Origin of the sequence: Streptomyces sp. B1866 (assembly GCF_031932565.1) — a bacterium.
GTDB lineage: Bacteria > Actinomycetota > Actinomycetes > Streptomycetales > Streptomycetaceae > Streptomyces.
Genome location: NZ_JAVSCF010000176.1, coordinates 1 through 13,791, shown reverse-complemented (window position 1 = coordinate 13,791; position 13,791 = coordinate 1). Strand labels below are relative to the sequence as shown.

Sequence of the window (13,791 nt, the reverse complement as noted above, 5' to 3'; positions counted from 1 at the left end):
CGGGCGCCGCGCTGGGCCGCGGCGGCGCCGCGGCGGGTACGGAAGGCCCGGCACGCGCCGCCCCGGCACCGGCACGGGCGCGCCCCCGCCCGGCGGCAGCCCGCCGTGCCCCGCGTCCGCGTGCGACCCTCCCACCTGTGCCGCCTGGCGCAGGGCCGGCTCTCGCCGGAGCTGCTGACCTGGTGCCGGCGGATGTACGGCGGGTAGGGCCCGTACGGTCACAGCCGCCGGCGTGCCGGTATCACTCCTCGATGGCTCCGCCCACCGCCCGCAGGTGCTCGCGGAAGGTGAGGGCCGGGTCGTCCCGGCGGCGGGCGAGGTAGGCGTCGAACCCGACCTGCTCGCGCAGGGACACGCCCGCGCGGATCCGCTCGGCCTGCCGCCGCTCGGTGTCGCGGATCGTCTCGGCCAGCGTCAGGAGGTCCGCGGACCGGTCGGCGGGCAGGAACAGCACGCCGTCGTCGTCGCCCACCACCAGGTCCGCGCGCCCCACGGTCCACTCCCCCACGGCCGCCGACTCCAGCGCGTCCCCGGGGCGCGGGCCGAGGCGCAGCGGGCCGGTCGGGATCGCGCCGAGGCTGAAGACCGGCAGCCCGATCGCCCGTATGTCGGCCGTGTCGCGGTGCAGGCCCCAGACGACGACCCCGGCCAGCCCCGCGGCCCGCGCCTCCAGGACGACCAGGTCGCCGACGCAGGACTCGTCCAGGCGCCCGCCGTTGTCGACCACCAGCACGTCGCCGGGCGCGGCCGCCTCGAACGCCTCCAGGAAGACGTCGACACTGCCGGCGTGCCGGGCGGGCAGCACGCGCCCGGCCAGCCGGCCGCCGGGCACGGCGGCGCGCGTCGGCGCGGGCGCGCACCGCACCGGCACTCCCGCGCGGACGCAGGCGTCCGCCAGGTGAGCGGTGGTCAGGGCCGCGAACCGCTCGGCGAGGCGGGCGGGTTCGCGGGGCTCCCCGGCCGCGGGCGCGAGGTTGGCGGGGGTGTTCGCAGCGGTGTTGGCGGGGTTCATGCCGGCCTTTCCCTCGGGGCGCTGCCGCGCTCGTGGCACGCTCGCACGCCGCCGCCCGGTCGCGGCACGCGCGTGCGGCGTGTGACGCGTACGCAGCGTACGTCCGCAAGGCGGGCCCGGGCCGCCGGTGGCGCGGCGGGCCCGCTCGGCGCTACCCGCCCCTCACCCGGTGCTCCGGCCGGTCCAGCCGGGCCATCACCGTCTGGTGCGCCCGCCAGCCGTCCGGGAACTTCGGCGGCACGTCCAGGTGGACCGGGCGGACGGCCGGGTGGCGGTCCAGCAGGTCGCGGATGCCCGCGCGGGCGACGACGAGGCAGGCGTAGCGGTGCCGGGAGAGCAGCACGCACAGGCGACCGGTCTCCAGGTGGAAGGCGGAGGCGTCGACGCGGCCGGAGAGCGGGTGCCAGACGAGGGTGACGTCGAACTCGCGGCCCTGGAGGCGGTTGGCGGTGTCGGCGGTGACGCCTCTGACGCCGCGGGCGGCCAGCGCCGCGCGGACCGCGTCGGCCTGGAGGGTGCGGGCGGTGCCGACGGCGATGCGGTCGGGGGTGAGGAGCGTGCCGTCGGTGCGGGCGCCGCGCTCCAGGAGGCGGGCGGCGGTGTCGGCCAGGGCCTCGGCGACCTCGGGATCGCCGTCGAGGGTGTGGCGGGCTTGCAGTTCGAGGTAACCCCAGCCGGTGCCGGCGGCCCGGGCGAGGACCTGGTCGACGGGGCCCGGGCGGTGCGCGGCGCTGTCGTAGGTCAGTACGCGGTCGGCTTCGGCGGTGCCGGAGGTGAACGGGTAGAACGGGTAGAACGCCTCCTCGACCAGCGGCGCGGCGGTGGCGGGCAGCCGCCAGGAGACGGGCAGCTGGCGGCGCGGCAGGCCGGGGTTGTGGGCGAGGGTGACGTCCACGGCGTTCTTCAGCGGGTCCCAGGTCAGGCCGTGCCAGCGCGCGGTCTCCACGGTGGCGAACGGGTCGAGCTGGCCGGGGTCGCCGACGAACAGGGCGCGCGAGTGGTCCAGGGCGAACAGCGGGGCCGTCGCCAGCAGGGCGTCCGAGCGCATCTGGTACGCCTCGTCCACGATGGCCCACTCCCAGGCGGGCGTGTCCTTGACGTACGACCACTTCTTGGCCGTGGAGACGACGACGGGCAGGTCGCGCAGGGCCTGGACGTCGGTGTCCGCGGTGACGGCGGCGTGCCGGGCCACGCGCGGGGGGATGGCGTGCCGGCCGGAGTGCAGGCGGCCGACGGGCAGGCCGGGGTGGGCGGTGGCGAGGCGGTCGGTAAGGTCGTCGACCTGCTCGTTCGTCTGCGCGACGATCATGACGCTGCGCCCGGTGGCGGTCAGGTGACCGGTCGCCCTGACGACGAGCGTGGACTTGCCGGCGCCGGGCGGCGAGTCGACCACCACGCCGCGGCCGGCCGTCGTGTCGAGGTCGTCCAGGATGCGCGCGACCGCGCGGTCGGCCCGCTCGGCCGGGGTGCCGGGGGTTTCGGGCGGGGTGCCGGGGGTGGCGCCGGGCGGGGTGCCGGGGGTGCCTGGCGGTGTCGTCACTCCCACATCTCCTCCGCGTCCTGCTCGGTGGGGTCGTACGGCTGGGGCGGGCCGCCGTGGGTCCAGGGGGTGTCCGCGTCGTCGGGCAGCGGGGCGCGCAGGACGCGCAGGCTGAGAGTGGTGTACGTCAGCTCCTCGCCGAGGCCGGGCAGCACGCCGGGCGGGGCCGGGGGCTTGCGGCCGAAGCCCTTGTCGATCTGGAGGACGGTGTCGTACGTGCCGTCGGCGGCCGGGCGGATCTCGATGATCCGGGTCTCCTGGCCGGGGCGGCGCGGGCTGGTGACCCGGGTGCCCACGGGCAGGCGCGGGCGGTCGGCGGTGCGCAGGGTGACGGTCGGGCGCCAGAGGCTCCGGCTCGGGCCGGGGACGCGGCGCTCCAGGTCGCGGTCGGTGACGGTGCCGGTGAACGCCTCGCCGGTCAGCTCGTACTCGGCCATCGCCAGCGGGTCGTCGTAGGCGCGCTGGGCGTCGTACAGGGCCTGGGCCTCCTCCAGGCGGGCCAGGCGGCGGGCGGCGGACACGGCGTGGTCGCGGCGGGCCTGCGGACGGCCGTCCTCGTCCAGGTGGGTCGCGTACCCGGTGAACAGGGTGCGGTCCAGGGTGCGGCGGTCGGCCACGTGCGCGCCGGGCGGCAGGGCGCGCAGCAGGCCGACGCCCCGCCACATCAGGTCCCAGGTGGGGGCGAGCTGGCCGCGCAGTTCGGTGTCGATGCGGCGGGCGGCCAGTGCGCGGGCGGGGCCGGGAGGAGCCTCGTCGTGGCGGGCCATCAGGTCCTGGAGGGTCCTGCCGTCGAAGACCGGGTCGGTGGCCGGGCCGGCGGGCGGGCAGACGGCCGGGTCCTCGGCGGCCAGCGCGGCCTCGGCGCCGGTCTGCCCCGGCGGCGGGTCGATCCAGGCGAGCAGCGAGCCGAGGTGGCCGTCCAGGACGGAGCTCTGGCCGGTCGCCCAGTGGGCGGTGAGCGCCGCGGTCATGCTCAGCAGCATGCCCGAGCCCGGAAACTCCGCCTGGTCGGCCAGCCAGGTCAGCCACTTGCCGAGGGTGGGCACGGCGGCGGGCACCGCGTGCGGGCCGCTGGTCGCGCGCAGCCGGGTGGAGCGGCCGAGCAGGCGTACGTAGCGGATGCCGCCCGGGTTGGGCACGAGGATCTGGGGCGCGCGGGTCGCCCGTACGCGCTCCTCCTTGCCCCGGCCCGCCGGGTAGGTCTCGGTTTCGGCGCGGCACGCGTCCAGATAGGGCAGCAGTAGCGCGGCCAGGCGATCCACGAAGGCGAAGCGCTCGGCGCGGTCGCGCGGCTGGTGGACCGCCAGCAGGACGGGCCGGTCCCGGTCGGTGCCGGCCAGCGCCGCCAGGGGCGCGCACGCCTCGCCCGCGAGGGTGAGCGGGACGAGGACGAAGGGGTGGTCGTCGACGTGGTGGTGGCGCACGGTCGTCAGCCGCTGGGCGCGGCCGACGCGGGTCGCCTCCAGTGCGGCCACCGTGGTCAGCGCGGTCATGCCGGGCCTTCCGGGTACGGGGTCGTGGGAGCCGTGAGAGCCGTGGGGGGTGTGGCGCGCGGGGCGGCGAAGGTGGTTTCGCGCCTGCCGCGCGGGCTGTCGGCGGCCCGGCCCCGCCCGCCGCGCGGGGCGGCGAGGACGGTTTCGCGCCTCACGCGCGGGCGGTCCGCCGTCATGCCGCGCCTCCCGCGCGCAGGGCACGCAGCCGGGCGGCGTCGCGGAGCAGGGCGACCGCGTCGGCCTGGCTGGGGTCGGGCACGGCGGTGCCGTCGAGGTAGGCCAGGGCGAGGCGGGTGGAGTCGATGCCGGGCAGGTCGCCGCGTACGGACGTGCCCAGCCGGGCCGGGGAGGCGGTGGCCTCGGCCTCGTCGCGGCAGTACCGGGCCATCTCGCAGAAGCGCAGGCAGGCCGGGGTGTACGAGGCGTCGAGCGCGGCGGCGGACGCGGCGAGTTCGGCGTCGGCGCGCCGGGGCGGGTGCCCGCAGTCGCCGAGCCTGCCGCAGCCGTCCACGGCGCAGCCGACGTCGAGAGTGGACCCCCGCGGCAGCCAGGAGGCGATGTCTTCGGCGCGGCGCAGCCGTCCCAGCTGGAACTCGATGACGTCCAGCTCCTGGCGTACGTCCAGCAGCCTGCCGTACGGGCGGTTGGTGAAGTCCTGCGGGCACACCAGCAGGAACTCGTGCGCGACCTGCCGCGGGTCGAGCCCGGCCGCGGTGAAGGCGCGCCGCAGGGCGAGGATGTGGACGGCGGCCTGCCGGGCGGTCTCGGCGACGGCGGCGGGGTCCTCGGCCTGGCCGTCCAGAGCCGTGAAGGACCGGATCTCGACCACGTAGAACAGGCCGCCGACGCGGTGGGTGAGGGCGTCGGGCTCCAGGTAGGCGGTGCGCCCGGCCACCTCCAGCGTGATGACGGGGTGGTCGAGGATCAGCCGTTCCTCGTGGCCGGCGGCGATGCGCTCAATGAGGCCGCGGGTGAGCCGGTGCCGGGCGGCGGGCGTGGCCCGGCCGGCGGCCTCGTTGAGGTCGGCGACCGCGGCCTCCTCGACGGGCGCGGCCAGCTCCTGCCGCATGAGGCGGATCAGCTCCGCCCAGCCGCCCCACGTGACCTGGGCCTGGAAGCCCTGCTCGCGGGCGATGGCGAACGGCGACCGGCCGAACCGGGGCTCGTGGCCGAGGCGGCGGGCGAGCAGCGCCTTGTCGATCCCGGCCGCGTCCAGCACGGCGCGCCGGTCGCAGGCGGGGTTGGCCGTCAGCGCGGTGATCTTCCGCGCGCTGTACGACTGCTCGGGGCCGGAGCCGCGCAGGCGGGCCAGCCGGTCCTCTGGAGGGTGCTGGGGCATCGGGCTTCTCTTCGCGGGAGGTTCACGGGTGTTCGCGGGAGGTTCACGGGGTGGGCGGCGGGGGCTCGCGGGGTGCCGTCCGCGGCGGGCGGCGGGAGGGCCGCGGGCAGCGGTACGGCGGGGGCCGGGCGGCCGGGCGGCCGTCAGGACGGGGTGTCCCGGGTGCGCCCGGCGATCCCGAGCTGACCGGCGCCGAACAGCTGCTGCACGTCGGTCAGGCGGGCCCGGGCCTGCGCGGCGGACTCGCGGCGCCGCACCTGGTCGGCCTCGGCGTGCACCGCGGACTCGGCGCGCGCCGCCGCCGCGACGCGGCCGGGGTCCGGGGGCCCCTCGCTGTCGTACGCGCCCGGGACGTTGAAGGCGAACCGGCGCAGCAGCCGCCAGGCCGCCTCGGCGGGCTCCCGCCCGGCCTCCCGCATGCGCAGGATCTGCTCGGCGATCCGGGCCGCGTGGGTGAGGAAGTCGACGCGGGGGCTGAGCGGCGCGACGACGCGGCGCTCCAGCGGCCAGGTGGAGACGGCCAGCAGGCCGTGCGCGGCGGTCAGGCGGTCGTGGGCGAGGGCCGCGCAGATGTAGTACGGGCGGCTGTGTCCCTGGGCCCTGAAGGACCGCTCCTCGTCGCGGCGCAGGGAGGCGAGCCTGCTGGGGACCAGGGCCTCGGTGAAGAACGCCTCGTACACCGCCGAGATCATCTTGGGCGCGGCGGGGGCGCCGAGGACGGACAGGGCCTGGTGGACCTGCTCGCGGACGGGCACCGCGTCGGAGGGGCGGGAACCGGCGGCCCGTACGGCCCGTAGGGCGGGGGCGGGCGGCGCCGGGGCGGGGCCCCGGCGGGTGCCGCTCGGGCTGTCGGGGACGGCCGGGCTGTCGGTGCCGCTCGGGCCGTGGGTGGCGGCCGGGTGGGCGGCGGTACGGCCGGTCTGCTTCCGGCCCGCTTCCTTCCGGCCGGGCCGGTCCGGGCCGGACTGGCCCGGGTCGCTCTGGTCCTGGTCGGCGGTGTCCGGACCGGCGACGCCCGGGCCAGCGGTGTCCGGACCGGCCGCGTCCTGACCGGCGGCGCTCACGTCCGCGACGGCCCGGTCCACGGCGGCCGGGTCGTCGGCGGCCGGGTGCGGGGCGGCCTGGCCGCCCGCGCCGTTTCCGCCGTTCCCGGGGTCGTCCTCGTCGTCGATCAGGGCCATGACGGCCTCTTCCACCGCGCTCCGTTCGGCGCGGACGCGCTTGATGGCCGCCTTGTCACGAGCGCGGACCGCCCGGCGGTACCGGGCCTCCAGCTCGGCCAAGCGCGCTTCGAGTTCGTCGAGTGACGCGGGCATGCTGGAAGCCTACCGCAGCTCCCAAAGATTTCCCAGCTTCTTCCAAAGCACTTCCAAATTTCTCCGAATCCGGCTAGTGTCTGCATCCACCACGCACCGCGCCGTGGAACGGCTCACCCCGCGGCTGCCGCAGGCCCCGCCTGCCCTGCCGCCCTGCCCGCAACACGGCCCGCACGTCCCGCGGCCGGCAAGTCCCCGCGGTCCGCAAGTCGCCCCATCCGCAAGTCACCCGATCCGCGAGTCGCCCGATCCGCGAGTCCCGCACATGAAGGAGCCCAGGCATGCCGCCCGCCCCGTCCAGTCCCGCCGAGCCCGGCGACGACCACGGCCTCCACGCGCTCATCCAGGAGCAGCTCTTAGCCTCCCCGCTGGACGACGAGACGCGCGCTCTTCTGCTGACGGCGCTCGGTGAACCCGGCGCGCGCCAAGGCGCCCCCCGGCGCACCCCGCGCGCCTACCTGCGCTCCGTCACCGTCGGCGGCTTCCGCGGCATCGGCCGCACCACCAGGCTGCCGCTGCGGCCCGGCCCCGGCCTGACCGTGGTCACCGGCCGCAACGGCTGCGGCAAGTCGAGCTTCGCGGAGGCCGTCGAGATCGCCTTCACCGGCGACAACGCGCGCTGGCGCGGACGCAGCGACATCTGGCGCAAGAGCTGGCGCAACCTCCACGACGGCGCGGAGCCGCAGGTCGCGGTCGAGCTGATGATCGAGGGCGAGGCCGAACCGGCCACCGTCCTGCGCGCCTGGCACGGCGAGGACGTCGCCGACTCGCGCGCCGTGCTGGAGCGGCCCGGCCAGGACCCGCGGCCGCTGGACAGCCTCGGCTGGGACGCGGACCTGACGACCTACCGGCCCTTCCTGTCCTACTCCGAACTCGGGCAGATGATCGGCGGCAGGCCCAGCGAGATGTACGACGCCGTGGCCTCCATCCTCGGTCTCCAGCAGCTCACGGACGCGGCCCGGCGGCTGCGCGAGCTGGTGCAGGAGCACGAGGCGCCGGCCAAGCGGGCCGCCGAGGAGCTGCCCGGCCTGCTCCAGCGGCTGGGCGCGGTGGCCGACCCGCGGGCCGAGGCGGCCGTGGCCGCGCTCGGCGGGCGGAAGAAGGACCTCGCGCGGGCCGCCGGACTGGTCACCGGCTTCGACGGCCGCGGCCCGGACGGCCCAGGCGGCCCGGACGGCGCCGAGTTGACCCGGCTGCGCCGCCGCGCCGACCTGGCCGGCCCCGACCTGGACGCGGTCGCGGCGGCGGTGGCCCGGCTGCGCGCGGCGCTCGCCGCGGCCGAGGACGCCGGAACCGCCGCGGCCGAGGACGCCCGGCTCCGCGCCGACCTGCTGGAGCGCGCCCTGGTGCACCGCATCGGCCACCCCGGGGAGTCCGCCTGCCCGGTGTGCGGCGCCGCGGACCGGCTCGACGGCGACTGGGCGTACGAGGCCGCCGAGCAGGTGCAGCGGCTGCGCGCCGAGGCGGCGGCCGCCCTGGCCGCCCGCCGGGAGGTGGGCGCGGCCCAGGACGCCGTACGGCAGCTCGTCCTGCCGCCGCCCGACTGGCTGGAGCCGGAGCCGGCCGACGCGTGGCGGGACTGGCTGGCCTGCCGCTCCCTCGCCGACCCGCGCGAGCTGGCGGAACGGGCGCCGCGGGCCGCCACCGTGGTGGCCGACGCCTGCCGGGTCACCCGCGCCGCGGCCGCCAAGCGCCTGGCCGACCTCGACGGCGCCTGGCGGGAGGCCGCGGGCGAGCTGGCGGCCTGGCTGCGGCTGGCCCGCGAGGCGGAGGAGGCGGCGCCGCGCCTGGCGCGCGCGAAGGCGGCGCAGAAGTGGCTGAAGGCCGCGCACGACGAGCTGCGCGCCCGGCGCATGCGGCCGATCGGCGACCGGGCCCAGGTGATCTGGGGCGAGCTGCGCCAGCAGAGCAACGTCACGCTCGGGCCCGTTAAGCTCACCGGCTCGGCCACCCAGCGCCGGGTCGTGCTGGACGTCGCCGTGGACGACATCGACGCGCCCGCGCTCGGCGTGATGAGCCAGGGCGAGCTGCACTCGCTGGCCCTGGCGCTGTTCCTGCCGCGCACGCTGCTGCCGGAGAACCCCTTCTCGTTCCTGGTCATCGACGACCCCGTGCAGTCCATGGACCCGGCCAAGGTCGACGGCCTGGCCCGGGTGCTGGCCCTGCTGGCCGAGACCCGGCAGGTCGTCGTTTTCACGCACGACACGCGCCTGCCGCGGTCGCTGCGCTACCTGCGCCTGCCGGCCACCGTGCTGGAGGTCACCCGCCGCGAGCGGTCGGTGGTGCAGGTGCGGCAGGCCGACGACCCGGTGCGGCAGGCGCTGTACGATGCCCGGGCGCTGGCCCGTACCCGCGACCTGCCGCCCGGCGTCATGGCGCGCGTGCTGCCCGGCCTGTGCCGCACCGCGCTGGAGGCCGCGCTGCTGGAGCCGGCCCGGCGCCGGCTGCTGGGCGCCTGCCTGGACCACGCGGAGATCGAGCGGCGCGTCGCGGAGGCGCACACGCTCACCGAACTGGCCGCGCTCGCGCTGCACGGCGACGCGGCGCGCAGGAGCGAGGCCCTGGACGACCTGGAGCGGACCTGCGGCGCGGGGGTGCGGGAGCTGTTCTGGTGGTGCAACAAGGGCGCGCACGAAAGCGCGCCCGTGGACGACGTCGAGGCCGTGCTGCGGGAGACCCGCCGCGTCGCGACCCAGGTGCGTGCCCTGTGACCGCCCCGGCCACACCCTTCGACAACGCCCGGCGCCGCCCCGGGCAGGGTCCGGGCGCCCGGCCCGCCGGCGGCGACTCCCCGGAGACGCTGCTGGCCGGCGCCGACCGCATCCTGGGCACGGCCAGCACCTCGGTCACCGGCGTGTGGCCCCGGGCCGCCGCCCTGCTGCTGCGGCACGCGCTGGAGGAGGCCCTGCGCGGGTACTGGCGGCACACCCGGCCGGACCTCGCCCGCTGCCGCACGCACGCGCAGGCGCTGTGCCTGGCGGCGTACGCGGGCCCGGAGGTGGCGCGGCGCTGGTCGGCCGCCTGGCAGGGCCTCAGCGGCGCCTGCCACTACCACGGCTACGAGCTGTCGCCCGCGCCCGGCGAGCTGCGGGCCTGGCGCGACGAGGTCGCCGCCGTGGTCGCGGCGCTCCCGGCCGCCCGGGGCCCGGGCCAGGCGCCGCACACGGAACCACGGCCTCGTACGGGCCCGCCCGGGGCGCCCGGCCCGGGGCCGCGCACCGGCTGAGCGGGTCGGGCGGGCAGTACGGGCACCGGCGCGGGGCCGACGGGGCCGGGCGGCCGGTACGGAGCCGGGCGGGGCCTGACGGGCCGGGCGGGGCCCGCGCCGGGTCCCAGGCACCGGGCCCGCCGTCGGCCGACACCTCGCCGATCTCGTGCCCCGCGCGGGCCGCCGGTACGGGGCCGGTGCCGGCGAGGCGGCCGGGCGGCGAGCCGTACCGTGCGGCCCTAACGTACCCGCGCCCGTACGGCACGCCGGCCGGGACCCGGCGGGCCGGTGTGACCGGGCAGACCGGTTGGGTCCGAAGTGGGCGGTGACACTGAGGGGGTGACAACGTTGTTCGAGGGATTCGAGACCCATGACGTGGACGTGGACGGCGTGGCCGTCCACGCCGTGACCGGCGGCGAGGGCCCGCCCGTCCTGCTGCTGCACGGCTACCCGCAGACGCACGCCATGTGGCACCGGGTGGCGCCGGCGCTGGCGCGGCGCCACACCGTGGTCGCCGCCGACCTGCGCGGCTACGGGGACTCCGGCCGCCCGGCCGACGAGCCGGGCCACGCCGCCTACGCCAAGCGGGCCATGGCCGCCGACCTGGTGGGCCTGATGCGCCGGCTCGGCTTCGACCGCTTCGCCGTGGCAGGCCACGACCGGGGCGCGCGGGTGACCCACCGCATGTGCCTGGACCACCCCGAGCGGGTGACCCGGGCGGCGGTGCTGGACATCCTGCCGACCCGGCACATGTTCGCCACCACCGACCGCGCCCTGGCGCAGGGCTACTACCACTGGTTCTTCCTCGCCCAGCCCGACGGCCTGCCCGAGCGGCTGATCGGCGGCGATCCGGAGTACTACCTGCGGACCAAGCTGGGGCGGTGGTCCGCCGAGGGCGCGTCCTTCGACCCGCGGGCGGTCGAGGAGTACGTGCGGTGCTTCCGCGACCCGGCGTCGGTGCACGCCACCTGCGAGGACTACCGGGCGGCCGGCACGGTCGACCTGGAGCACGACGAGGCCGACGCGGCGGCGGGCCGGCGCGTCGACTGCCCGCTGCTGGTGCTGTGGGGCACGCGCGGGTTCGTCGCGAGCCGCTACGACGTGGCGGCGGTGTGGCGGGACTACGCGGCCGACGTGCGCGGCGCCGGCCTCGACTGCGGGCACTTCCTCGCCGAGGAGGCGCCCGAGGAGACGGCCCGCGCCCTGGCGGACTTCCTGGCCGAGTGACGCGGGCGCCCCGCCCGGCCCCGCCGGACCGGGCGGGCGCGAAGTCACCCCGCGGGGTCACCCCGCGAGATAGCCTTCCGAGACGTCGACGTCCGCGCCGACCACGGTCGACGCCTCATCCGGCGGCCGGACCGGGAGGCCGGCGGTGAACGTGGACACCCGGGTGCTGCGCTACTACGTCGCTGTGGGGGAGCACTTGAGCTTCACCGAGGCGGCGCGGCACCTGTTCGTCACCCCGCCGTCGCTGAGCCGGCAGATCCAGCGCCTGGAGCGGGACCTGGGCGTCCGGCTGTTCGACCGGGCCGGCCGCGAGCTGCGGCTGACGGAGGCCGGCGAGGCCCTGCTGCCCGTGGCGCGCGGGCTGTTGGCGGACTGGCGGCGGGGTGTCCGCCAGGCGCGGACCACCGACGCGGACCACGCCCGGGTGCTGCGAGTCGGCTTCGTGGCGACCGGCGCGGGCGGCCTGGGCGGGCGGGCGCGCGCCGCGTCCGCCGTACCGGTCAGGAGGAGCCGTCGACGGCGATGTCCGCCACCGTGTCGTAGAACGACAGATGGCCCTTGATCGCCGCCACCGCGTCGATCGGCTCGGGGTAGGCCCAGGCCACGTCCGGACGGGTGTCCCCGTCCGGGCCGACGTAGGTCCAGTAGGCGGCCTCGCCCTTGAAGGGGCAGGTGGTGCGGGTGCCGGTCGGCTGGAAGAGGGTGAGGTCGACGTCCTGCGGAGGCAGGTAGTAGCGGACGGGCAGGCCCGTTTCGTACACGAGCAGCGGCCGGCCGGACTCGGCGACGACCCGGCCGTCGATGGACACCGTGACGTGCTGCGAGCCGGGGACCACCTCGACGCGGTGGGCTGTGGCCATGGGTTGTCCTCTCTGGACCGGTCCGGACTGGTCGCGGGGTAGCGGTCTTCACCGGCCGACGGGCCGGGGCCGGGCCGCCCGTGGACCCGCCGCCCGGCCGGGCGGCCCGGCGTACGGGTGGCCCTCACGACCGCGCACAACACCCCGCGCGCCGCGCTGATTCCCGGCCCGGCCGCTTCCCCGCGGGCCGCCCCCACGGGCCCCGTACGGGCGTACGCCCCCGGCTGCCCGTGCGCTGGTGCGCCGCGCCCCGGGCCGCAACCGGTCACCTCTCGGGCAGGCTCTCCCACGCCTCGCCCTTGCGGAACAGCTCGTACCCCTCCTCGGCCGCGACCGACTCGGCGTGCTCCCGGCTGTGCAACGGCACCTCGTGGGTGTTGCTGTTGACGGTCGCGTGGACGCCCTGGCCGTCACTGACCGTCTCGATGGAGTGCGTCTCGTAGATGACGCGCCCCGGCTCGGTCTTGCTCCAGACGACGTGCATGCTCACTGCCATCGGACTCACTCCTGCCACGAGTCCCCTGGTATCAGGGTCTCACCTCCCGGCCGGGGCGGACCCGCTCAGCGGGTGGCCGGGTGAGGGCGGGCGGCCATGCGGGTGACGCGGGGGCCCGGGCGCTCCCGACGGCGGCGGCCGATGTTACCGAGGCGTACGAACAAGTGCCCGCCAAGGGATTGACGGCCTTGCTGACAAGTAGTCTCATAAGCAGTGACCGGCAGTAACACGACGGCTCGCCCGCCACCCCCACCGAGGTGCCCACCACAGCCATGACCACCACGACCGACTTCACCGTGCTCCGGGACGCGCTCGGGCCGCTCAAGGACCGCGAGCGGGTGGCCGAGCGGCTGCTGGAGTCCTCCGCGAAGCACTCCTTCGACCCCGACACCGAGCTGGACTGGGACGCGCCGTTCGAGCCGGACAAGTGGTTCTGGCCGCCGGAGCTGGTCTCGCTCTACGGCACGCCGCTGTGGCGGCGGATGTCCGAGGAGCAGCGCCTGCTGCTCGCCCGGCACGAGGCGGCCGCCCTCAGCTCGCTGGGCATCTGGTTCGAGATCATCCTCATCCAGCTGCTCACCCGGCACATCTACGACAAGTCCCTCACCAGTGCGCACGTCGGCTACGCGCTGACGGAGATCGCCGACGAGTGCCGCCACTCGAAGATGTTCGCCCGGATGATCCGCAAGGCCGGGGTCCCGGAGTACCCGGTGTCCTGGACGCACCACAACCTGGCCCGGCTGTTCAAGACGTTCTCCACCACGCCCGGCTCGTTCACCGCCACCCTCCTCGGCGAGGAGGTCCTGGACTGGATGCAGCGGCTGACCTTCCCCGACGAGCGCGTCCAGCCGCTGGTCCGCGGCGTCACGCGCATCCACGTCGTGGAGGAGGCCCGGCACGTGCGGTACGCGCGTGAGGAGCTGCGCCGCCAGATGGCCGTCGCGCCGCGCTGGAAGGCCGAGCTGACCCGGCTGTCGGCCGGTCAGGCCGCGCGCGTGTTCTCCGTCGCCTTCGTCAACCCGGAGGTGTACGCGAACGTCGGCCTCGACCGCCAGGAGGCCCTGGCCCAGGCGCGCCAGAGCGCGCACCGGCGCGACGTGATGCGGGCCGGCGCCAAGCGGCTGACCGACTTCCTGGACGACATCGGCGTGCTGCGCGGAGTGGGCCGCACGCTGTGGCGCGACTCGGGGCTGCTGGCCTGACCGCCGACCCGCGCGGGGCCGGCGCGCGGCGCGAACCCGACCCGCGCGGGGCAGCCGTTGGGCGGGAGCCGGACCCGCCCGGCGCGCGCCGACCGCCC

General features: G+C 77.1%; 13 protein-coding genes. 6 read left to right on the top strand and 7 right to left on the bottom strand.

The window, feature by feature from the left end:
• Positions 1–207 (top strand): hypothetical protein (locus RKE29_RS21020; RefSeq protein WP_312007057.1); only part of this gene is annotated, 207 nt, incomplete at its 5' end.
• Between the two features lie 34 nt (positions 208–241).
• Here the strand turns inward: RKE29_RS21020 and RKE29_RS21015 are convergent.
• The 5 genes from RKE29_RS21015 to RKE29_RS20995 form a co-directional block, all read right to left on the bottom strand.
• A complete protein-coding gene (locus RKE29_RS21015) occupies positions 242–1,012 on the bottom strand; it encodes an RraA family protein (protein ID WP_312007056.1) in 771 nt (256 codons plus the stop codon).
• A gap of 151 nt (positions 1,013–1,163) precedes the next feature.
• Positions 1,164–2,444 carry an AAA family ATPase gene (locus tag RKE29_RS21010; RefSeq protein WP_312007058.1) on the bottom strand — a complete coding sequence of 427 codons (1,281 nt, stop codon included), beginning with the start codon at positions 2,442–2,444 and terminating at the stop codon, positions 1,164–1,166.
• A gap of 104 nt (positions 2,445–2,548) precedes the next feature.
• The gene (locus RKE29_RS21005; protein ID WP_312007055.1) at positions 2,549–4,045 is read right to left on the bottom strand and encodes a hypothetical protein; all 1,497 of its coding nucleotides are present in this window, start codon (positions 4,043–4,045) and stop codon (positions 2,549–2,551) included.
• Between the two features lie 172 nt (positions 4,046–4,217).
• Entirely contained in the window at positions 4,218–5,384 is a 1,167-nt protein-coding gene (locus RKE29_RS21000) for a hypothetical protein (protein ID WP_312007054.1), read from the bottom strand.
• Positions 5,385–5,527: 143 nt separating this feature from the next.
• Positions 5,528–6,700 carry a hypothetical protein gene (locus RKE29_RS20995; protein WP_312007053.1) on the bottom strand — a complete coding sequence of 391 codons (1,173 nt, stop codon included), beginning with the start codon at positions 6,698–6,700 and terminating at the stop codon, positions 5,528–5,530.
• 281 nt (positions 6,701–6,981) lie between these two features.
• On the opposite strand from RKE29_RS20995, the gene RKE29_RS20990 reads away from it, so the two are divergent.
• The 4 genes from RKE29_RS20990 to RKE29_RS20975 all read left to right on the top strand — a co-directional run bounded on the left by RKE29_RS20990 (position 6,982) and on the right by RKE29_RS20975 (position 11,697).
• Entirely contained in the window at positions 6,982–9,411 is a 2,430-nt protein-coding gene (locus tag RKE29_RS20990) for an AAA family ATPase (protein WP_312007051.1), read from the top strand.
• Positions 9,408–9,926 carry a hypothetical protein gene (locus RKE29_RS20985; RefSeq protein ID WP_312007050.1) on the top strand — a complete coding sequence of 173 codons (519 nt, stop codon included), beginning with the start codon at positions 9,408–9,410 and terminating at the stop codon, positions 9,924–9,926. Before RKE29_RS20990 ends, RKE29_RS20985 begins: the two co-directional genes overlap by 4 nt.
• A gap of 321 nt (positions 9,927–10,247) precedes the next feature.
• Positions 10,248–11,135 (top strand): alpha/beta hydrolase, encoded by an 888-nt coding sequence (locus RKE29_RS20980; RefSeq protein WP_312007049.1) that lies wholly within the window; start codon positions 10,248–10,250, stop codon positions 11,133–11,135.
• Positions 11,136–11,280: 145 nt separating this feature from the next.
• Positions 11,281–11,697 carry a LysR family transcriptional regulator gene (locus RKE29_RS20975; protein ID WP_312007048.1) on the top strand — a complete coding sequence of 139 codons (417 nt, stop codon included), beginning with the start codon at positions 11,281–11,283 and terminating at the stop codon, positions 11,695–11,697.
• On the opposite strand, the gene RKE29_RS20970 is transcribed toward RKE29_RS20975, so the two are convergent.
• Together RKE29_RS20970 and RKE29_RS20965 are read right to left on the bottom strand one after the other, a co-directional pair.
• The gene (locus RKE29_RS20970) at positions 11,636–11,995 is read right to left on the bottom strand and encodes a DUF427 domain-containing protein (protein WP_312007047.1); all 360 of its coding nucleotides are present in this window, start codon (positions 11,993–11,995) and stop codon (positions 11,636–11,638) included. The two genes, RKE29_RS20975 and RKE29_RS20970, sit on opposite strands and share 62 nt — an antisense overlap.
• A 265-nt stretch (positions 11,996–12,260) precedes the next feature.
• Positions 12,261–12,491 (bottom strand): hypothetical protein, encoded by a 231-nt coding sequence (locus tag RKE29_RS20965; RefSeq protein ID WP_312007046.1) that lies wholly within the window; start codon positions 12,489–12,491, stop codon positions 12,261–12,263.
• Positions 12,492–12,763: 272 nt separating this feature from the next.
• Between RKE29_RS20965 and RKE29_RS20960 the strand changes: the two genes are divergently transcribed.
• Positions 12,764–13,693: a diiron oxygenase gene (locus tag RKE29_RS20960; RefSeq protein WP_312007045.1), complete on the top strand. Its 930-nt coding sequence runs from the start codon at positions 12,764–12,766 to the stop codon at positions 13,691–13,693.
• The last annotated feature ends 98 nt before the right edge of the window (positions 13,694–13,791 follow it).